This window comes from Yersinia sp. Marseille-Q5920, from assembly GCF_946902935.1.
In the GTDB taxonomy this organism is placed as follows: Bacteria; Pseudomonadota; Gammaproteobacteria; order Enterobacterales; family Enterobacteriaceae; genus Yersinia; species Yersinia rochesterensis.
The window spans coordinates 13,035-34,476 of the sequence record NZ_CAMPQA010000010.1 but is presented as its reverse complement, the minus strand read 5'-3'; the positions used below and the strand labels follow the sequence as shown (position 1 = coordinate 34,476).

The following is a 21,442-nucleotide window of genomic DNA, read 5'->3' as shown; positions in this document are numbered from 1 at the left end:
ATTACTCGTGCGTTATGATGTTGGGGATGGTGTCATCCTTGCGCAACGTCATTATTTCGCAGCCGTTATCAGTTACCACAATAGTATGCTCATACTGCGCCGACAAGCTGCGATCTTTAGTTTTTACTGTCCAACCGTCTTTCATGGTGCGGATGCGGTAATCACCCGCATTCACCATAGGTTCAATAGTGAAAGCCATACCCGCTTGCAGGACAACGCCACCGTCATCAGCGTCGTAGTGCAGAACTTGTGGCTCTTCATGGAAACCTTCACCAATGCCGTGGCCACAATATTCACGGACGACAGAGAAGTTTTCTGCTTCTACAAACTTCTGAATTTCTTTACCCAAGGTGCGCAGACGGATACCCGGTTTGACCATTTTGATAGCCAGATACAGGCTTTCTTGGGTCACTCGGCACAAACGCTCACCAAGGATGGTTGGTTTGCCGACAATAAACATTTTTGACGTGTCGCCATGGAAGCCGTCTTTAATCACGGTCACGTCGATGTTCACGATATCGCCATCTTTCAGGACTTTGTCGTCACTTGGAATGCCGTGGCAGATAACTTCATTGACCGAAATACACACTGACTTCGGAAAACCGTGATAACCAAGACAAGCTGAAATCGCTTGCTGGTTGTTGGTAATATGGTCGTGACAAATACGATCAAGCTCGCCGGTGGTGACGCCTGGTTTTACGTGAGGCTCAATGATTTCCAGCACTTCAGCAGCCAAGCGGCCAGCAACGCGCATTTTTTGAATATCTTCAGGTGTTTTGATTGAGATTGCCATGCAAAAGTGTCCGTAGGGGCTGTAAGTATCAACCAGCCGCCGTGATATGAATAAGCAGGTAAGTATCATATACCCTAAAAAAGCTGTTGCTAATGGTACCAGCCCTGTAATTTGCTGCCAAACTTTCCTTTGTAGTGACGGCATTAAATACAACAAAAGTTGGTGTGTTGTGGCTGTTTATGGTATAAAGCGCGCCGGCGAATCGTACTATTTTCTTTGTTAAGAAATTATTCTTGGGTCTCTCTAGGGAGCCTGTGCATGTTCTGATAAGAAAGTACTGTTTAGTCGAGCAATACCAATCGCACTCATATGTGTAAATAACACACACGTGTCGACACATACGCCGGGGTGCCCTAAAGTTTTTGATTATTATCAATTTCTTATGGGGTCGGCGTTATGGGACACGTGGAGGCATAACCCCAACTGATACTATAGAGGTTTTAATCATGGCAACTGTTTCCATGCGCGACATGCTCCAGGCCGGTGTTCACTTCGGTCACCAGACCCGTTACTGGAACCCGAAAATGAAGCCTTTCATCTTCGGCGCACGTAACAAAGTTCACATCATCAACCTGGAAAAGACCGTACCATTGTTCAATGAAGCTCTGGCTGAATTGAAAAAGATCTCTTCCCGTAAAGGTAAGATCTTGTTCGTTGGTACTAAACGCGCAGCAAGCGAAGCGGTAAAAGAAGCTGCCAACAACTGCGACCAGTTCTTCGTGAACCATCGCTGGTTGGGCGGGATGCTGACTAACTGGAAAACTGTTCGTCAGTCCATCAAACGTTTGAAAGATTTGGAAATCCAGTCTCAAGACGGCACCTTTGACAAGCTGACCAAAAAAGAAGCGCTGATGCGTACTCGTGAACTGAACAAGCTGGAAAACAGCCTGGGCGGTATCAAAGACATGGGCGGTTTACCAGACGCACTGTTCGTTGTTGATGCTGATCACGAACACATCGCTATCAAAGAAGCTAACAACCTGGGTATCCCGGTATTCTCTATCGTTGATACTAACTCCGATCCAGATGGCGTTGACTTCATCATCCCAGGTAACGATGACGCAATCCGTGCAGTTAAACTGTACCTGAGCGCTGTTGCTACTGCCGTCACTGAAGGTCGTTCTCAAGATCTGGCCGTTCAAGCGGAAGAAAGCTTCGTAGAAGCTGAATAATAAGTCAGGCTCGTCGTGAGCCCTTATTAACCAGGTATTGAAATATGTTGGTTAGGGGGCCTTTTATAGGCCCCCTTTGCGTATCTAATGTGAGATCTTGTTTTCACAAGAGAACCGAGGAAATTGAAATGGTTGCTATTACCGCTGCTTTGGTAAAAGAACTGCGTGAGCGTACTGCTGCAGGCATGATGGAATGTAAAAAGGCGTTGGTTGAAGCTAACGGCGACATCGAGCTTGCCATCGACAATATGCGTAAATCTGGTCAGGCTAAAGCTGCCAAGAAAGCAGGCCGTATCGCTGCTGAAGGTATTATCCTGGCTAAAATTTCAGCCGACGGCAAATTCGGTGTGATTCTGGAACTGAACTGCGAAACTGACTTCGTTGCTAAAGATGCTGGCTTCAAAGCATTCGGCGAAGAAGTTATCAACGCAGCTTTGGCTGACAAAATCGCTGATATCGACGTTCTGAAAGCTAAGTACGAAGAGCAACGCGCTAACCTAGTGGCTAAAATCGGTGAGAACATCAACATTCGTCGTGTTGCTGTTCTGGAAGGCGATGTTCTGGGTACTTATCTGCACGGTGCACGTATCGGTGTTCTGGTTGCGGCAACTGGCGCTGATGAAGAGCTGGTTAAGCACATTGCTATGCACATCGCTGCAAGCAAGCCTGAATACGTTAAGCCAGAAGATGTTCCTGCTGAAGTTGTTGCTCGCGAGCACCAAATCCAGTTGGACATCGCTATCGAATCCGGTAAACCGCGTGAAATTGCTGAGAAGATGGTTGAAGGCCGTATGCGTAAGTTCACCGGCGAAGTTTCTCTGACTGGTCAGAACTTCGTTATGGACCCAAGCAAAACTGTTGGCGATCTGTTGAAAGAGCACAAAGCTGACGTTGTAAACTTCATCCGCTTCGAAGTGGGCGAAGGCATTGAGAAAGTTGAGACTGACTTTGCTGCTGAAGTTGCAGCAATGAGCAAACAGTCTTAATGCTAAAAATGGGGCCGCCACCAGGCGGTTCCATTTTATCCACTCGATACCCGTCATACTTCAAGCTACAGGTGCGTTGACTGCTTTTGTTCACCTCAGTCACTGACTTATGTCGGCTCCTGAGGATTCACTCAGTTGTCGTCTTCCTGTCACTCGAATTATTGAGGGTATAAGCTTAGGCTAGTCAGTTTTCAACGCCCAATATTGCCTTGAAATCCTGACGGTCAAGTCCCCAATATTATTACTGCTGCTTAGGACAGAACACCATGGCAACCAATGCAAAACCCGTATATCAGCGTATCCTGCTTAAGCTTAGTGGCGAAGCCCTGCAAGGCGCAGAAGGTTTTGGTATCGACGCAAGCGTTTTGGATCGCATGGCTCAAGAAGTTAAAGAGCTGGTCGAATTGGGCATTCAAGTCGGTGTGGTGATTGGCGGCGGTAACTTGTTCCGCGGTGCCGGTTTGGCACAAGCTGGGATGAACCGCGTAGTGGGCGACCACATGGGAATGCTGGCTACCGTAATGAACGGCCTGGCAATGCGAGATGCACTGCACCGTGCCTATGTGAACGCCCGCCTGATGTCTGCTATTCCACTTAATGGTGTGTGTGATAATTACAGCTGGGCCGAAGCAATCAGCCTGCTGCGCCACAACCGCGTAGTCATTTTTGCTGCGGGTACCGGCAACCCATTTTTCACTACAGACTCCGCAGCTTGTCTGCGTGGCATCGAGATTGAAGCTGATGTTGTGTTAAAAGCAACAAAAGTCGATGGGGTGTACTCCGCAGATCCGGTGAAAAATCCTGATGCAACACTGTACGAACAGTTAACCTATCAGGACGTTTTAGAGCGAGAGCTGAAAGTTATGGATCTGGCGGCCTTCACTTTGGCCCGTGACCACAACCTGCCAATTCGTGTCTTCAACATGAATAAGCCTGGCGCTCTGCGCCGTGTGGTGATGGGTGAGAACGAAGGGACATTGATCACTAAAGAAGTGATACCGACAGTTAAATAAGCGACTGCCCGTGTTATCGAGGGGCTGCTCCTACGCCAGCAACTGTTGGTTTGTATATTCACTGGCTATACTCAAGGTATGGCCTGCCAAGTAACCAGTTTTCAAGGGTTCACAACGTGATTAACGAAATTAGAAAAGATACCGAAGTGCGTATGGAAAAATGCTTAGAAGCATTCCAGAATCACATCAGTAAGATCCGCACCGGCCGCGCTTCTCCAAGTATTCTTGATGGCATCCAGGTTGAGTATTATGGCACTGCAACGCCATTGCGCCAGTTGGCTAACATCGTCGTTGAAGACTCCCGGACTTTGGCTTTGACTGTTTTTGACCGCAGCCTCAGTGCCGCAGTTGAAAAAGCGATCATGACCTCTGATTTAGGCCTAAACCCTTCTTCTGCGGGCACCGTTATCCGTGTTCCACTGCCAGCATTGACAGAAGAACGCCGTAAAGACTTAATCAAAGTTGTTCGTGCAGAAGCCGAGCAGGGCCGCGTTTCTATTCGTAACGTGCGCCGTGATGCTAATGATAAAGTAAAAGCTTTGTTGAAAGATAAAGAGATCAGCGAAGATGAAGATCGCCGCTCTCAGGAAGACATTCAAAAACTGACCGATGCCTTTATCAAGAAAGTTGATGCTGCGTTGGCTGCTAAAGAAACCGAGTTGATGGATTTCTAATCCTCACTCGCAATGACAAAGCGCCGCTTAGTTGGCGCTTTGTTTTAGCGGGTTCAATATTTTGTTAGATTGATGCCGCGCCTATCATAATACCCTAAATAATTTGAGTTGCAGGAAGGCGGCTATTGAGCTAATCCCCAAGAACTTACACCGGTAAGTGGCTGGGGTGAACAAAGCAGCCAACGTACATACAGCTTGAAGTATGACGGGTATAAACACAGTTATTCAGAGCACTCTCATGAAGCAACTGACTATTCTTGGTTCTACAGGTTCCATCGGCAACAGCACTCTGGGTGTTGTGCGCGCTAATCCCGAATTATTCAAAATCACCGCATTGGTTGCTGGTCGCAATGTTGATCAGATGGCCCAACAATGTCTCGAATTCGCTCCCCGTTATGCCGCTATGTCCGATGAAACTTCGGCTAAAGCATTGCGCCGGTTGTTGGCAGAAAACGGTTCAAGAACAGAAGTTTACTCCGGCGAAAAAGCCGCGTGTGAGGTGGCGGCTATAGGCGATGTTGATCAGGTGATGGCGGCGATTGTCGGCGTCGCAGGTTTACCGTCAACACTGGCGGCTATCCGCGCAGGCAAACAAGTATTACTGGCCAACAAAGAGTCACTAATTACTTGTGGCAAGCTCTTTATGGATGAAGTGAAGCACAGTCGTGCACAACTGCTACCCATCGACAGCGAACATAATGCTATTTTTCAGAGTTTACCTGAAAAAATTCAGTCTCAATTAGGCTATTCTTCACTGAGTGAGAATGGTGTTTCCCGCATCATCTTAACGGGCTCTGGTGGCCCACTGCGTGAAACGCCATTAGCACAGTTTGCAGATGTCACCCCGGACCAAGCTTGTGCCCATCCAAACTGGTCTATGGGGCGCAAGATTTCGGTCGACTCAGCGACAATGATGAACAAAGGGCTGGAGTATATCGAAGCGCGGTGGTTATTTAATGCTAGCGCAGAACAGGTGGAAGTTATTTTACATCCTCAATCTGTCATTCATTCAATGGTGCGCTACCATGATGGTAGCGTATTGGCACAGATGGGGACGCCAGATATGCGAACACCGATTGCACATGCGATGGCTTATCCAATGCGGGTGAGTTCAGGTGTGGCACCACTGGATTTCTGCAAGATACGCGAGCTGACTTTTGCGGAGCCAGATTATCAGCGTTATCCGTGCTTGAAATTGGCTATCGATGCATCAAATACAGGGCAAGCCGCCACTACCGCCCTGAATGCAGCCAACGAAGTTTCTGTCATGGCGTTCTTGGATTCGCAAATTCGTTTCACTGATATTGCAGTGATTAATCGTACTGTTGTGGAGCAGTTATCATTACCAGAGCCAGCCAGTGTGGATGAGGTGTTGGTGATTGACCGTAAAGCCCGCGATATGGCTGTTCAAGTAATAGCGAAATTGAATAATTAAAAGCCTCCTTGGCTAATGTGGGAATTTGTTAGGATAAGGCTGAGATGATATAGTCTGCACCGTCAATGGGTAGATAGACTGTTGATTAATGGCCCAATAGGTATTTAAACCGTCTATTTTGGCTGTCACTGAAGAAGCCGTGACTTGGTACACGGCTTTTTTTGTGCGCTTGCTGCCTAATGTTCGGGATGAACAATTGATTTATTGAGGAAATGAGTTCGCATTATGTCGTCTGTAAATGAAGATAGGGCTAACTTGTCCCCCCTAACCCCTCGCCATGTTGCTATCATTATGGATGGCAATGGGCGTTGGGCAAAAAAACAGGGTAAATTAAGGGTTTTCGGTCACAAAGCGGGAGTGAAATCAGTTCGCAGAGCGGTCAGTTTTGCTGCTACTCATCAGTTGGATGCGCTCACGCTTTATGCTTTTAGCAGTGAAAACTGGAACCGCCCTGCTCAAGAAGTCACCGCATTAATGGAACTTTTTGTTCATGCGCTGGACAGCGAAGTAAAAAGTCTGCATAAACATAAGGTTCGGTTATCGGTCATTGGTGATATCAGTCGCTTTAGTGAACGTTTGCAGAAACGGATCCGTCGCTCAGAAGAGTTAACGGCAAATAATGACGGTCTGAGACTTAACATTGCTGCCAACTATGGTGGCCGTTGGGATATTATTCAGGGAGTGCGTCACTTAGCTGAGCAGGTACAGCGAGGGGAATTGCAACCCACAGATATTTGTGAAGAATCGCTAAATTCGCATATCTGCCTGCATGAGCAATCTGAGGTAGATTTAGTGATCAGAACCGGTGGTGAACATCGCATCAGTAATTTCTTGTTGTGGCAAATCGCCTATGCTGAACTTTACTTTACTGATGTACTCTGGCCTGATTTTGATGAACATGTCTTTGAAGGTGCGCTGAATGCATTTGCACAACGCGAGCGTCGCTTCGGGGGAACTACACCTATCGATGCAACTGCATCCTAGGGGGAACTTTTGCTGAAGTATCGTCTCATAACTGCTTTAATCTTGATTCCGGTTGTCATTAGTGCACTGTTCCTGCTTCCGCCGGTTGGTTTTGCTATTGTCACTCTTGTTGTCAGCATGCTTGCCGCTTGGGAATGGGGGCAATTAGCCGGGTTTGCCAGTCGTTCTCAGCGTATTTGGCTAGCCATACTGTGTGGTTTTTTACTGGTCTCAATGTTGCTTAGCCTCCCGGCCTACCAACATTCAGCTCATCTTCCACAAGTGAGCGTGCCTCTCTGGCTTTCTATGGGCTGGTGGATCGCTGCATTGCTGTTGGTGCTTACTTACCCACGCTCTGCGGTATTTTGGCGCGATTCACGTCTGTTGCGTATAGTTTTCGGCATCCTGACCATTGTCCCATTCTTCTGGGGAATGGTCGCACTACGCCAGTATGGCTACGAGCTGGACCATAATATTGGTGCTTGGTGGCTGCTTTATGTGATGCTGCTGGTGTGGGGAGCTGATTCTGGCGCCTACATGTTCGGTAAATTGTTCGGTAAACATAAATTAGCGCCTAAAGTCTCACCGGGTAAAACGTGGGAAGGATTAATTGGCGGTTTACTGACATCAGCTCTGATATCATGGTTGTTTGGTCGATATGCTCCATTGGATATCATCCCCGAAAAACTGTTAATCTGTTCCGTGGTCGCTGCATTGGCCTCGGTACTCGGCGATTTGACCGAAAGTATGTTTAAACGTGAAGCGGGAATCAAAGACAGTGGTCATTTGATTCCTGGTCATGGTGGGATACTGGATCGTATCGATAGCCTGACCGCAGCTGTGCCGGTATTTGCCTGCTTAATGCTGTTAGTGTTTTAATCCGTCACTGACGGGGAGTTTAGGGAATATGATGAGCATACTCTGGAGCCTGGCCGCGTTTATTATCGCACTGGGGATCTTAATTACAGTGCATGAGTTTGGCCACTTTTGGGTGGCACGGCGCTGTGGTGTCCGTGTCGAACGCTTTTCGATTGGTTTTGGTAAAGCGTTATGGCGTAGAACTGATCGTCAGGGAACCGAGTATGTTATCGCCCTCATCCCATTGGGTGGCTACGTTAAAATGTTGGATGAGCGCGTAGAGGCTGTTGCTCCGGAGCTCCGCCATCAATCTTTTAACAATAAAACCATTTTACAACGTGCGGCAATCGTCAGCGCGGGCCCTATTGCTAACTTCCTTTTTGCTATCATTGCTTACTGGCTGGTGTTTATCATTGGCGTGCCAAGTGTGCGTCCGGTTGTGGGTGATATTTCGCCACAATCCATTGCTGCGCAAGCCAATATTTCTCCAGGAATGGAACTTAAGTCTGTAGATGGCATCGAAACGCCTGATTGGGATTCTGTTCGTTTGGCTTTAATCAGTAAAATTGGCGATAAGCAAGCACAAGTCGGTGTTGCTCCATTTGGCTCTGCTAACGTGGTGCAAAAGACCTTGGATTTGCGTCAGTGGCAATTTGAGCCAGATAAACAAGATCCCGTGGTTGCGTTAGGCATTATTCCGCGTGGCCCGCAGATTGAATCCGTCTTGGCAGAAGTCCAACCAGGGTCAGCGGCACAAAAGGCGGGTTTACAAGCAGGGGATAGGATAGTTAAAGTTAACGGCCAGTTGCTGGATCGTTGGCAATCATTTGTTTTACAAGTTCGAGATAACCCCGGTAAAGCGCTGGTGTTAGATATTGAAAGGGGTGGTACCCCCTTGTCTTTAACCTTGATACCAGATACAAAATCGGTTGGAGAAAACCGCAGTGAAGGTTTTGCGGGTGTAGTGCCGAAAGTTATACCGCTTCCGGATGAATATAAAACGATTCGCCAATATGGCCCGTTCACCGCACTCTACCAAGCTGGGGATAAAACCTGGCAGTTGATGCATTTGACGGTAAGCATGTTGGGTAAACTGATTACTGGTGATGTTAAGCTGAATAACTTGAGTGGCCCGATATCTATTGCACAAGGTGCTGGGGTTTCAGCTGAGTACGGGTTGGTGTATTACCTGATGTTTTTGGCACTTATCAGTGTCAACTTGGGCATTATCAATTTGTTCCCGTTACCGGTGTTAGATGGTGGACATCTGCTCTTCCTGGCGATAGAAAAGCTGAAGGGTGGGCCGGTTTCTGAGCGAGTACAGGACTTCAGTTATCGCATCGGCTCGATTTTGCTGGTGTTATTAATGGGGCTTGCACTTTTCAATGATTTCTCCCGTCTTTAACGGCAGGGGATAGGTTAGGAAGAACGCATAACAACGATGGCGATGAAAAAGTTGCTCATAGCGTCGCTGCTGTTTGGCAGCGCCACCGTATACGGTGCAGACGGGTTCGTAGTGAAAGATATTCATTTCGAAGGCCTGCAACGGGTCGCCGTCGGTGCGGCGTTACTTAATATGCCGGTTCGCGTAGGCGATACCGTCAGTGATGATGACATCGGTCAAACTATCCGTGCGTTGTTTGCTACAGGCAACTTCGAGGACGTTCGCGTCCTGCGCGATGGTGATACGCTGATTGTTCAAGTCAAAGAACGCCCAACGATTGCCAGCATCACTTTCTCCGGTAATAAAGCGGTGAAAGATGACATGCTTAAGCAGAATCTGGAGGCCTCTGGCGTCCGGGTTGGCGAAGCCCTGGACCGTACCACTATATCCAACATTGAAAAAGGACTCGAAGACTTCTACTACAGTGTGGGTAAATACAGTGCTTCAGTGAAGGCTGTTGTTACTCCATTGCCGCGTAATCGTGTTGATCTAAAATTGGTCTTTACCGAGGGTGTATCTGCAAAAATTCAGCAGATCAACATCGTAGGTAACCACAGTTTCACAACTGATGAACTTATCTCGCGCTTCCAATTGCGCGATGAAGTGCCATGGTGGAACGTGGTCGGTGATCGTAAATATCAGAAGCAGAAACTGGCTGGTGACCTTGAAATCTTACGCAGTTTCTATCTGGATCGTGGTTATGCCCGGTTTAACATTGATTCAACCCAAGTGAGTTTGACGCCAGATAAAAAAGGCATCTATATCACAATCAATATTACTGAAGGCGACCAATACAAGCTTAACAGCGTGGTGGTGAGCGGTAATCTTGCGGGCCATCAATCTGAAGCGGATAAGCTGACCAAGATTGAACCGGGTGAACTGTTTAACGGCAGTAAAGTGACGCGCATGGAAGAAGACATCAAGAAGATGTTGGGCCGCTATGGCTATGCTTATCCGCGTGTCGTGTCTCAGCCTGAAATTAACGATGCTGATAAAACAGTTAAATTGCATATCAATGTTGATGCGGGTAACCGTTTCTATGTCCGTAATGTCCGTTTCGAAGGCAATGACACCAGTAAAGACTCAGTGTTGCGCCGTGAAATGCGTCAAATGGAAGGTGCATGGCTGGGTAATGATCAGGTCGAAGCCGGTAAAGAACGTCTGAACCGTTTAGGCTATTTCGAGACTGTTGATGTTGAAACTCAACGCGTCCCAGGAACGGCTGATCAGGTCGATGTGACTTACAAAGTTAAGGAACGAAACACGGGCAGCCTGAACTTTGGTATCGGGTACGGTACTGAAAGTGGTGTGAGCTTCCAGGTTGGCGTGCAGCAAGATAACTGGTTGGGTACGGGTAACACTGTCGGTATTAACGGCACGAAAAACGACTACCAGACCTATGCTGAGTTTACCTTAACTGACCCATACTTCACCGTTGATGGTGTCAGTCTGGGTGGGCGTATCTTCTATAATGACTTTAAAGCAGATAACGCAGACCTGTCCGGTTATACCAACAGCAGTTACGGTGTTGACGGTACTTTAGGCTTCCCAATTAATGAGAATAACTCATTGCGTGTTGGCTTAGGTTACGTCCACAACGACCTGTCTGATATGGAACCGCAAGTTGCGATGTGGCGTTATCTAGAGTCAGTAGGCCAACGTCCTGACTATACTGGTCGTGCGGGCTTTACTACTGATGACTTTACGCTGAATCTGGGTTGGACATACAACAATCTTGACCGTGGCTTCTTCCCAACTTCGGGTGTGAAATCCTCGGTGAATACGAAAGTGACTGTACCTGGCTCAGATAATGAGTTCTACAAAGTGACTTTCGATACATCAGCATACCAGCCATTAGATGACGATCGCTCATGGGTGCTGTTGGGCCGTGGTCGCTTGGGTTACGGTGGCGGCATCGGTTCGAAAGAAATGCCATTCTACGAGAACTTCTATGCCGGTGGTGCCAGCTCTGTTCGTGGTTTCCGCTCTAATAACATTGGTCCAAAAGCGGCGTATTATGCCAATAATGGAACTACAGTTAATAACTCTACCGATGCGGTAGGGGGGAACGCCATGGCGGTGGCCAGTTTAGAACTGATTACACCGACACCGTTCATTAGTGAGAAATACTCGAACTCTGTACGCACTTCAGTCTTCATTGACTCAGGTACCGTATGGGATACCAATTGGGAAAATACCGCTCAAACACGAGCAGCAGGTATTCCTGATTACAGTAAAGCCAGTAATATTCGTGTCTCGGCCGGTGTGGCACTACAATGGATGTCACCATTGGGGCCTTTAGTGTTCTCATATGCTAAACCAGTTAAAGATTACGAAGGCGATAAGTCAGAGCAATTCCAGTTTAACATCGGTAAAACTTGGTAATTGCTTGGCGAAGTAATTGATTAGCTAAGTAGCACTGAATTTTAAAGACAGCACTGGTAGTTGAAATAACCTAAAGTAGCGTTGGCTCAGGTTGGCGCTATCTTAGGTATTATTCAGTATTAAGTGCACTTCAAGGTGTCTCTGACACAAACGGGTAATGGTAAGGAGTTTATAGTGAAAAAGTGGTTGTGTGCCGCAGGTCTTGGTTTAGCATTGGCAGCTTCTGCCAGCGTTCAAGCCGCAGACAAGATTGCTATTGTTAACGTTTCCAGCATTTTCCAACAATTACCTGCGCGTGAAACCGTAGCTAAACAGCTGGAGAATGAATTCAAAGGCCGTGCAACCGAACTGCAAGGAATGGAGCGCGATCTGCAGACTAAAATGCAGAAACTGCAGCGCGACGGTTCTACCATGAAAGCTAGTGATCGTACTAAGCTGGAAAACGACGTAATGAAACAGCGTGAAACTTTCTCTACTAAAGCCCAGGCTTTTGAGCAAGATAATCGCCGTCGTCAGATGGAAGAGCGTAACAAAATTCTGAGCCGTATTCAGGATGCTGTTAAATCTGTTGCTAGCAAAGGCGGTTATGACGTAGTGATTGATGCAAATGCTGTTGCATATGCAGATCCTTCTAAAGATATCACTGCTGACGTGCTGAAACAGGTTAAATAAAACATGCCTTCAATTCGACTGGCTGATTTAGCCCAGCAGTTGGATGCACAGGTGCACGGTGATGGCTCTCTGGTCATCACCGGCATCGCTTCTATGCATTCTGCCGAGCCTTCGCAAATCACATTCTTGTCAAACAGCCGTTATCAAGAACAACTCGCAACTTGCAATGCAGGTGCGGTGGTGTTGACTGAGGCTGACTTACCTTTCTGTAAATCTGCTGCCCTGGTGGTTAAAAATCCATATTTAACCTATGCACGCATGGCACAGATAATGGATACCACACCTCAACCTGCGCAAGATATTGCCCCAAGTGCGGTGATTTCTCCGCAGGCAACGTTGGGCGAGAACTTATCTATCGGTGCAAATGCAGTGATAGAGTCTGGTGTTGTGCTGGGCGATAACGTAGTTATCGGTGCTGGCTGTTTTATTGGTAAGAATACTCACATTGGTGCAGGTAGCCGTTTGTGGGCCAATGTCTCCGTTTATCATGAAGTTGTAATTGGGCAAAACTGTCTGATTCAATCCGGTACGGTCATTGGTGCAGATGGTTTTGGCTATGCAAATGATCGTGGCAACTGGATAAAAATACCGCAGCTTGGTTCTGTACATATTGGCGACCGTGTTGAGATTGGCGCTTGTACAACAATTGACCGTGGTGCGCTGGATAATACGATTATTGGTAATGGCGTCATCATTGATAACCAATGTCAGATTGCACATAACGTTGTGATTGGCGACAATACTGCGGTTGCGGGTGGTGTTATCATGGCAGGTAGTCTGAAAGTTGGACGCTATTGTATGATAGGCGGCGCAAGTGTGATCAATGGTCATATGGAGATTTGTGACAAAGTCACAATCACCGGAATGGGAATGGTGATGCGTCCAATCACTGAACCTGGGTTATACTCCTCCGGTATTCCGCTACAACCCAATAAAGTGTGGCGCAAAACAGCTGCTTTAGTGATGAATATTGATGGAATTAATAAACGCTTAAAAGCGATTGAGCGCAAAATCGATAAAGAATAATCACTTAAGCCCGAAACTCTGAGCAAATAATCAAACTTATTGGCAATTGATGCCAAAAGTAAGTGTAAAGAGTTCCTAATTTGCGGCCTGCCTAATGCCTCCCTTTTGGGGCAGTGCAGGCCGTGTTGTTGATAGCATCAGTTTTTAGACAGGAAGAGTATTTTGACTACTGACACTCATACTCTGCACATTGAAGAGATTCTGGATCTACTCCCGCACCGTTTTCCGTTTTTGCTGGTAGATCGCGTCCTTGATTTTGAGGAAGGGAAATTTCTGCGTGCAGTGAAGAACGTCTCTTTCAACGAGCCATTTTTCCAAGGCCATTTCCCAGGTAAGCCCATCTTCCCTGGTGTGCTGATATTAGAAGCTATGGCTCAGGCTACCGGGATTTTGGCGTTTAAGAGCCGCGGTAAACTTGAACCAGGTGAGCTTTATTATTTTGCTGGTATTGATGATGCTCGCTTTAAACGTCCAGTAGTGCCTGGCGATCAAATGATCATGGAAGTTGAGTTTGTTAAAGAGCGCCGTGGTCTGACTCGTTTTACTGGTGTTGCGAAAGTTGATGGTGAAATCGTTTGTACGGCAACAATGATGTGTGCTCGCAGCAAACCAGCAACAGCTGTAGTTGCAAAGTCTGAAGTTGCAAAGTCTGACGTTAAGGAGTCCTGATACGTGATTGACAAAACCGCCGTTATCCATCCAAGTTCTATCGTCGAAGAAGGTGCAGTTATTGGCGCCGGCGTTCGTATTGGCCCTTTTTGCTTTGTCGGATCCCAGGTGGAAATCGGCGCTGGCACGGAACTGAAATCCCATGTCGTCGTTAATGGAATAACAAAAATCGGCAGTGATAATCAGATTTATCAGTTTGCTTCGATTGGTGAAGCAAATCAGGATCTGAAATATGCTGGCGAGCCTACTCGCGTAGAAATCGGTGACCGTAATCGTATCCGTGAAAGTGTTTCTATCCACCGAGGCACCGTGCAAGGTGGTGGATTAACGAAAGTAGGCAGCGATAATTTACTGATGATTAATGCCCATATTGCCCATGACTGTATCATTGGCAATCGTTGTATTCTTGCGAATAATGCAACATTGGGTGGTCATGTAGAAATCGACGATTTTGCCATTATTGGCGGAATGACTGCCATTCATCAATTCTGCGTGATTGGTGCGCATGTGATGGTGGGCGGTTGTTCTGGTGTAGCTCAGGATGTGCCTCCTTTTGTCATTGCTCAAGGTAACCATGCGACACCATTCGGTATCAATATCGAAGGGTTAAAACGCCGTGGTTTCGACAAAGAATCACTCCATGCTATCCGCAATGCATACAAATTATTGTATCGCAGTGGCCGGACATTGGATGAAGTGAAACCTGAAATTGCTGAATTGGCGGAACAACATCCATCAGTTCAAGCATTCATTGATTTCTTTGCGCGTTCGACTCGCGGCATTATTCGCTGACTTATGCAAAATAGCCCATTATCTGTTGATCGACCGTCAAGTGGCGGGCGTCCTTTAACTATAGGTTTAGTCGCCGGTGAAACCTCCGGCGACATCTTAGGTGCAGGATTGATTCGTGCACTGAAAGCTCAGGTTCCTGATGCCCGCTTTGTTGGTGTGGCTGGGCCTCTGATGCAAGCTGAAGGATGCGAAGCCTGGTTTGAGATGGAAGAATTGGCAGTGATGGGCGTTGTTGAAGTGTTAGAGCGCCTGCCACGTCTACTGAAAATCCGAAAGGAGCTGACTCAACGCTTTAGCGAGCTATCGCCGGATGTTTTTGTCGGTATCGATGCTCCTGATTTCAATATTACCCTCGAGGGGCGCTTGAAGCAGCGTGGCATACGAACCGTTCATTATGTCAGCCCATCGGTGTGGGCCTGGCGGCAAAAACGTGTTTTCAAAATTGGCAAAGCGACCGATATGGTGCTCGCCTTCCTTCCTTTTGAAAAAGCGTTTTACGATCGTTTTAATGTTCCCTGCCGTTTTATCGGCCATACCATGGCGGACACTATGCCATTGGCTCCCGATAAACACGCGGCAAAAGCTGAGCTTGGCATTGCACCCAATACACCTTGTCTGGCTTTATTGCCGGGTAGTCGCCATTCTGAAGTAGAAATGCTCAGTGGTGATTTTCTGCGCACAGCAGCTATTCTGAAGCAACAATTGCCCAATCTGGAAGTGCTGGTTCCGCTGGTAAATAGCAAACGTCGTGAGCAATTCGAGCGAATTAAGGCCGAAGTTACACCGGATTTGTCAGTACATTTACTTGATGGCAATGCCCGTCTGGCGATGATTGCTGCTGATGCGACGTTATTGGCTTCCGGGACTGCTGCATTAGAATGCATGTTGGCCAAGTGCCCAATGGTCGTTGGTTATCGTATGAAACCTTTCACATTCTGGTTAGCCGAGCGGTTGGTTAAAACTCCTTATGTCTCATTGCCCAATTTGTTGGCTGGTGAAGAGCTAGTGACAGAGTTGCTGCAACAAGAGTGTCAACCGCAGAAACTAGCTGATGCGCTGCTGCCTTTATTGCAAGGTGGAGAGGCGGTTGAGGCCTTAAAAGAACGCTTCCTGATCTTACATCAGAGCATCCGCTGTGGTGCGGATGAGCAGGCGGCACAGGCTGTATTGGAGTTAGCAGGACGATGACTGATATCTTTATTTATCCACAAGCAAACCTGATTGCGGGTGTGGATGAAGTGGGCCGTGGCCCGTTAGTGGGTGCCGTTGTTACTGCTGCAGTTATTCTCGATCCGAAACGGCCCATTGTGGGTTTAGCCGACTCGAAAAAACTGAGTGAAAAGCGCCGTTTATCACTTTATGACGAAATTACAGACAAGGCCTTATCATGGAGCCTTGGTCGTGCTGAGCCAGAAGAAATTGATCATCTCAATATATTGCACGCGACTATGCTGGCAATGCAAAGGGCGGTAGCAGGGCTGCACATAGCCCCCGATTATGTCTTGATTGACGGTAATCGGTGTCCGAAGCTGGCTATGCCGTCATTGGCTGTAGTGAAAGGTGACAGTCGGGTCGCTGAGATAAGCGCCGCTTCAATTCTGGCCAAAGTAACCCGTGATCGCGAAATGACTGAGCTGGACCTTCAATTTCCCGGATATGGTTTCGCGCAACATAAAGGTTATCCAACCGCTGTCCATTTGGAAAAATTGGCAGCTTTGGGTGCAACTGAACATCATCGGCGCAGTTTTGGCCCGGTTAAGCGTGTGCTGGGTTTAGTGTAAACCGCGACTTGCATCTATAAAATAAAGCAACATCCATAATGTATGGGTATGATTCCTTGGCAATGAATTGCTTGGGATATGATTCAATCCACTAATTTCTGGTATCTGGATATGGCCGAACCTCGTTTTGTCCACCTGCGTGTTCACAGCGATTACTCCATGATCGATGGATTAGCCAAGATTGGACCCTTGGTGAAGAGAGCTGCTGCCCTAGGCATGCCCGCTCTGGCCATTACCGACTTTACCAACCTATGTGGCTTGGTAAAATTCTACGGTAGCGCTCATGGTGCTGGGGTTAAACCCATCATCGGCGCAGACTTCTACGTGCAAAGTGAAATTCTAGGTGATGAATTAGCTCACCTCACTGTTCTGGCACGTAATAATGAAGGTTATCAAAACCTTACCTTGCTTATCTCTGAAGCTTATCAACGCGGATATGGTGCCGCTGGCCCTATCATTGACCGTGATTGGCTGATTAAGCACAAAGAAGGCCTGATTCTGCTGTCTGGTGGCCGGATGGGGGATGTTGGCAAGTTCATTCTGCGGGGTAATCAGGCTCAGGTTGATTTGTGCCTTGAATTTTATCAAGAGCATTTCCCTGACAGCTACTATCTGGAGTTAATTCGGACTGGCCGCCCGGATGAAGAAAACTATCTGCATGCCGCTGTAGCATTAGCAACCGAGCGTGGCTTGCCGGTAGTCGCGACTAATGATGTGCGTTTTATCAATGAATCTGACTTTGACGCCCATGAGATCCGCGTGGCTATCCATGACGGCTTTACATTGGTTGACCCTAAGCGGCCTAAGAATTATAGCCCTCAGCAATTTATGCGCGATGAAGAGCAAATGTGTGAGCTTTTCGCGGATATTCCTGAGGCGCTGATTAACAGTGTTGAAATAGCCAAACGTTGTAATGTGACTATCCGGCTTGGTGAGTATTTCCTACCGCAATTCCCCACCGGCGATATGAGCACAGAAGACTTTCTGGTTGAAAAGTCTAAACAGGGTTTAGAGGAGCGGCTGGAATTCCTATTCCCAGATCCTGAAGTTAGGGTACAAAAACGCCCTGAATATGATGAACGTCTGGAAATTGAACTAAAAGTCATTAACCAGATGGGTTTTCCTGGTTACTTCTTGATTGTAATGGAGTTTATCCAGTGGTCAAAAGATAACGGCGTGCCGGTAGGGCCGGGGCGTGGTTCTGGTGCGGGTTCTTTGGTGGCTTATGCGCTGAAGATTACTGACCTTGATCCGCTGGAATTTGACCTGCTGTTCGAACGTTTTCTAAACCCCGAACGTGTATCAATGCCCGACTTCGACGTTGACTTCTGCATGGAAAAACGCGATCTGGTCATTGAGCATGTGGCTGAAATGTATGGCCGTGATGCTGTTTCTCAGATAATTACCTTTGGTACCATGGCAGCCAAAGCGGTCATTCGCGATGTGGGCCGAGTCTTGGGCCATCCTTATGGCTTCGTTGACCGAATCTCAAAGTTAGTCCCGCCTGATCCGGGCATGACGCTAGAGAAAGCATTCGCTGCGGAACCGCAACTGCCTGAAATCTATGAGGCAGATGAAGAGGTTAGAGCGCTAATTGATATGGCGCGCAAGTTGGAAGGGGTAACGCGTAACGCCGGTAAACATGCCGGTGGGGTAGTTATTGCACCAACAAAAATTACCGATTTTGCCCCGCTATACTGCGATGCAGAAGGCAATAACCCGGTTACGCAATTCGATAAGAATGATGTGGAATATGCCGGGTTGGTAAAGTTCGACTTCCTAGGTTTGCGAACACTTACTATCATTAACTGGGCATTGGAGATGATCAATGCCCGGCGTGCGAAAACCGGGTTAGAGCCGATTGATATTGCCTCTATTCCACTGGATGATAAAAAAAGCTTCGATATGCTGCAACGTTCTGAAACGACGGCGGTATTCCAGCTTGAATCCAGAGGCATGAAAGATCTTATCAAGCGCCTAAAACCTGACTGCTTCGAAGATATGATCGCGTTGGTGGCATTATTCCGCCCCGGCCCATTGCAATCAGGGATGGTTGATAACTTCATTGACCGTAAACACGGCCGTGAAGCAATATCCTATCCTGATATTGAATGGCAGCATGAATCACTAAAACCAGTTCTTGAGCCAACCTATGGCATCATTTTATATCAAGAACAGGTTATGCAGATTGCTCAGGTTCTGTCTGGTTATTCACTCGGCGGCGCGGATATGTTGCGGCGTGCGATGGGTAAGAAGAACCCAGAGGAGATGGCGAAACAGCGCTCTATATTTGAAGATGGTGCGAAAAGCCAGGGGGTCGAGGGTGAACTGGCGATTAAGATTTTTGACCTGGTAGAGAAATTTGCTGGTTACGGTTTTAACAAGTCACACTCCGCCGCCTATGCTTTGGTTTCTTACCAAACTTTGTGGTTGAAAGCCCATTATCCTGCGGAGTTTATGGCGGCGGTAATGACCGCCGATATGGACAACACCGATAAGGTGGTGGGCCTGGTCGATGAGTGCTGGCGCATGGGGCTGAAAATTCTGCCACCTGATATCAATAGCGGCCTGTATCATTTCCATGTCAATGATGAAAATGAAATTGTTTATGGTATCGGCGCAATTAAAGGTGTCGGCGAGGGGCCGATTGAGGCGATGCTGGAGGCCCGCAAAGAAGGCGGCTACTTCAAAGAGCTGTTTGATTTATGTGCCAGAGTTGATACTAAAAAACTTAATCGCCGGATTTTAGAAAAACTTATTATGTCCGGTGCCTTTGACCGTTTGGGGCCGCACCGCGCTGCATTAATGAGTTCGCTGGGTGAAGCATTAAAAGCCGCAGACCAACATGCTAAGGCAGAAGCCATTGGTCAGGTTGATATGTTTGGTGTATTAGCAGATGCTCCTGAGCAGGTTGAGCAATCTTATGCTAATGTGCCGCCGTGGCAGGAACAGATTGTTTTAGACGGTGAGCGGGAAACGTTGGGGCTGTACCTGACCGGCCACCCAATCACCCAATATCTTAAGGAAATAGAGCGTTATGCCGGCGGGCTGCGTTTGAAAGATATGCACCCGACGGATCGGGGCAAAATGACTATGGCTGCGGGGTTGGTTATCGCTTCTAGGGTTATGGTGACAAAACGCGGAAATCGTATTGGCATTTGTACATTGGACGACCGTTCTGGGCGTCTTGAAGTCATGCTATTCACCGATGCGTTGGAAAAATATCAGCATTTGTTGGAAAAAGACCGTATCCTGATAGCCACCGGACAGGTCAGCTTTGATGACTTTAGTGGTGGACTTAAAATGACCGCCCGTGAGTTAATGGACATCAGTGAAGCTCGTGAAAAATATGCCCGTGGGCTTGCTATATCGCTGACCGACAGGCAAATTGATGACCAGCTTTTGAACCGTCTCCGTCAGTCGTTGGAACCCCATCGAGCGGGGACGATCCCAGTGCATCTTTATTACCAACGGGAAGATGCTCGCGCCCGGCTGCGGTTTGGAGCCACATGGCGCGTGACGCCCACCGATCGCTTATTGATAGATTTGCGAACGTTGGTAGGTAATGAGCAGGTGGAACTGGAATTTGACTAAAATAGGAATGCTATGAGTCTGAATTTTCTTGATTTTGAACAGCCGATTGCAGAGCTGGAAGCGAAAATTGACTCGCTGACCGCAGTCAGCCGTCAAGACGAAAAATTAGATATTAATCTGGACGAAGAGGTTCAGCGTCTACGTGAGAAAAGTGTCGAGCTGACGCGGAAGATATTCTCGGATCTCGGTGCATGGCAAATTGCCCAATTGGCACGCCATCCTCGTCGTCCTTATACCCTGGATTATATCGCTAATATCTTTACCGATTTCGAAGAGCTGGCCGGTGATCGCGCCTATGCTGACGATAAAGCTATCGTTGGTGGGATTGCACGTCTGGACGGTCGCCCGGTGATGATCATTGGTCACCAAAAAGGCCGTGAAACCAAAGAGAAGATTCGTCGTAACTTTGGGATGCCAGCACCAGAAGGTTATCGTAAAGCATTGCGTCTGATGGAAATGGCTGAGCGTTTTAAACTGCCAATCATTACTTTCATTGATACACCAGGGGCATACCCTGGTGTCGGCGCAGAAGAACGCGGTCAATCTGAAGCCATTGCACGTAATTTACGCGAAATGTCACGCCTGAATGTGCCTATCGTTTGTACTGTCATTGGCGAAGGTGGTTCTGGCGGTGCGCTGGCAATCGGTGTGGGTGATAAAGTGAATATGCTGCAATACAGCACTTATTCTGTTATCTCCCCAGAAGGCTGTGCGTCTATTTTGTGGAAAAGTGCTGATAAAGCACCATTAGCCGCAGAAGCCATGGGCATTACCGCTCACCGTTTGAAAGAACTGAAGATGATCGACTCCGTCATTCCTGAGCCTTTAGGAGGAGCGCATCGTGATTACCTGGCGATTGCCGCTTCACTGAAAGCACAGCTTCTGGCTGATCTTAGTGATCTGGATGTTCTGAATGACGAAGAGTTATTAAATCGTCGTTATCAACGTCTGATGAATTACGGTTATTGCTGAGTCAATGGCATAAAAATGATATTTGAAAATCCGGTGCTGAGTTAGCGCCGGATTTTTTATATTTAATTATGATTAGATTTATTATAGGGCGGCCATTGAATGGTTGTATCAGTCACCGCTATATCAACTATTGTACTGGCATAGTCTGGGTTAGAGTTTTCCTGAGCATTAATAGTGATATTTTTCCCTAACACATAAGCTAACTGTGCTAAT

General features: G+C 47.4%; 18 protein-coding genes. 17 read left to right on the top strand and 1 reads right to left on the bottom strand.

The window, feature by feature from the left end; translation table 11 throughout:
* Window position 1 precedes the first annotated feature (1 nt).
* Window positions 2-793, bottom strand: a complete 792-nt coding sequence (gene map, locus OVO64_RS14605) for a type I methionyl aminopeptidase (RefSeq protein WP_038631243.1) — start codon at window positions 791-793, stop codon at window positions 2-4.
* 446 nt (window positions 794-1,239) lie between these two features.
* On the opposite strand from map, the gene rpsB reads away from it, so the two are divergent.
* From rpsB to accA, 17 genes are all read left to right on the top strand, one after another.
* Window positions 1,240-1,965: a 30S ribosomal protein S2 gene (gene rpsB, locus OVO64_RS14600; protein WP_004391704.1), complete on the top strand. Its 726-nt coding sequence runs from the start codon at window positions 1,240-1,242 to the stop codon at window positions 1,963-1,965.
* Between the two features lie 128 nt (window positions 1,966-2,093).
* Window positions 2,094-2,951 (top strand): translation elongation factor Ts, encoded by an 858-nt coding sequence (gene tsf / locus OVO64_RS14595; protein ID WP_038631245.1) that lies wholly within the window; start codon window positions 2,094-2,096, stop codon window positions 2,949-2,951.
* A gap of 266 nt (window positions 2,952-3,217) precedes the next feature.
* Entirely contained in the window at window positions 3,218-3,964 is a 747-nt protein-coding gene (gene pyrH / locus OVO64_RS14590; RefSeq protein ID WP_038631247.1) for a UMP kinase, read from the top strand.
* Window positions 3,965-4,080: 116 nt separating this feature from the next.
* A complete protein-coding gene (gene frr, locus OVO64_RS14585) occupies window positions 4,081-4,638 on the top strand; it encodes a ribosome recycling factor (protein WP_004391701.1) in 558 nt (185 codons plus the stop codon).
* Window positions 4,639-4,876: 238 nt separating this feature from the next.
* Window positions 4,877-6,073, top strand: a complete 1,197-nt coding sequence (gene ispC / locus OVO64_RS14580; protein WP_038631250.1) for a 1-deoxy-D-xylulose-5-phosphate reductoisomerase — start codon at window positions 4,877-4,879, stop codon at window positions 6,071-6,073.
* A gap of 225 nt (window positions 6,074-6,298) precedes the next feature.
* Window positions 6,299-7,057, top strand: a complete 759-nt coding sequence (gene ispU, locus OVO64_RS14575; protein ID WP_038631252.1) for a (2E,6E)-farnesyl-diphosphate-specific ditrans,polycis-undecaprenyl-diphosphate synthase — start codon at window positions 6,299-6,301, stop codon at window positions 7,055-7,057.
* Between the two features lie 9 nt (window positions 7,058-7,066).
* The gene (gene cdsA, locus OVO64_RS14570) at window positions 7,067-7,915 is read left to right on the top strand and encodes a phosphatidate cytidylyltransferase (RefSeq protein WP_038631254.1); all 849 of its coding nucleotides are present in this window, start codon (window positions 7,067-7,069) and stop codon (window positions 7,913-7,915) included.
* Between the two features lie 28 nt (window positions 7,916-7,943).
* Window positions 7,944-9,299, top strand: a complete 1,356-nt coding sequence (gene rseP, locus OVO64_RS14565; protein ID WP_038631257.1) for a sigma E protease regulator RseP — start codon at window positions 7,944-7,946, stop codon at window positions 9,297-9,299.
* Between the two features lie 36 nt (window positions 9,300-9,335).
* Window positions 9,336-11,723: an outer membrane protein assembly factor BamA gene (gene bamA / locus OVO64_RS14560; protein ID WP_145585911.1), complete on the top strand. Its 2,388-nt coding sequence runs from the start codon at window positions 9,336-9,338 to the stop codon at window positions 11,721-11,723.
* 174 nt (window positions 11,724-11,897) lie between these two features.
* Window positions 11,898-12,395 carry a molecular chaperone Skp gene (gene skp / locus OVO64_RS14555; RefSeq protein WP_011816966.1) on the top strand — a complete coding sequence of 166 codons (498 nt, stop codon included), beginning with the start codon at window positions 11,898-11,900 and terminating at the stop codon, window positions 12,393-12,395.
* A 3-nt stretch (window positions 12,396-12,398) separates the two neighbouring features.
* The gene (lpxD, locus tag OVO64_RS14550) at window positions 12,399-13,421 is read left to right on the top strand and encodes a UDP-3-O-(3-hydroxymyristoyl)glucosamine N-acyltransferase (RefSeq protein ID WP_038631262.1); all 1,023 of its coding nucleotides are present in this window, start codon (window positions 12,399-12,401) and stop codon (window positions 13,419-13,421) included.
* 162 nt (window positions 13,422-13,583) lie between these two features.
* Window positions 13,584-14,090: a 3-hydroxyacyl-ACP dehydratase FabZ gene (gene fabZ / locus OVO64_RS14545; protein WP_038631264.1), complete on the top strand. Its 507-nt coding sequence runs from the start codon at window positions 13,584-13,586 to the stop codon at window positions 14,088-14,090.
* A gap of 3 nt (window positions 14,091-14,093) precedes the next feature.
* A complete protein-coding gene (gene lpxA, locus OVO64_RS14540) occupies window positions 14,094-14,882 on the top strand; it encodes an acyl-ACP--UDP-N-acetylglucosamine O-acyltransferase (RefSeq protein ID WP_004391689.1) in 789 nt (262 codons plus the stop codon).
* Between the two features lie 3 nt (window positions 14,883-14,885).
* Window positions 14,886-16,070: a lipid-A-disaccharide synthase gene (lpxB, locus tag OVO64_RS14535; protein ID WP_038631266.1), complete on the top strand. Its 1,185-nt coding sequence runs from the start codon at window positions 14,886-14,888 to the stop codon at window positions 16,068-16,070.
* Complete coding sequence (rnhB, locus tag OVO64_RS14530) at window positions 16,067-16,663, top strand: ribonuclease HII (protein WP_038631268.1); 597 nt, start codon at window positions 16,067-16,069, stop codon at window positions 16,661-16,663. The genes lpxB and rnhB overlap by 4 nt, the downstream gene beginning before the upstream one ends.
* 111 nt (window positions 16,664-16,774) lie before the next feature.
* The gene (gene dnaE / locus OVO64_RS14525; protein WP_038639355.1) at window positions 16,775-20,257 is read left to right on the top strand and encodes a DNA polymerase III subunit alpha; all 3,483 of its coding nucleotides are present in this window, start codon (window positions 16,775-16,777) and stop codon (window positions 20,255-20,257) included.
* A gap of 12 nt (window positions 20,258-20,269) precedes the next feature.
* Window positions 20,270-21,229 carry an acetyl-CoA carboxylase carboxyl transferase subunit alpha gene (gene accA / locus OVO64_RS14520; RefSeq protein ID WP_004391685.1) on the top strand — a complete coding sequence of 320 codons (960 nt, stop codon included), beginning with the start codon at window positions 20,270-20,272 and terminating at the stop codon, window positions 21,227-21,229.
* Window positions 21,230-21,442 lie beyond the last annotated feature (213 nt).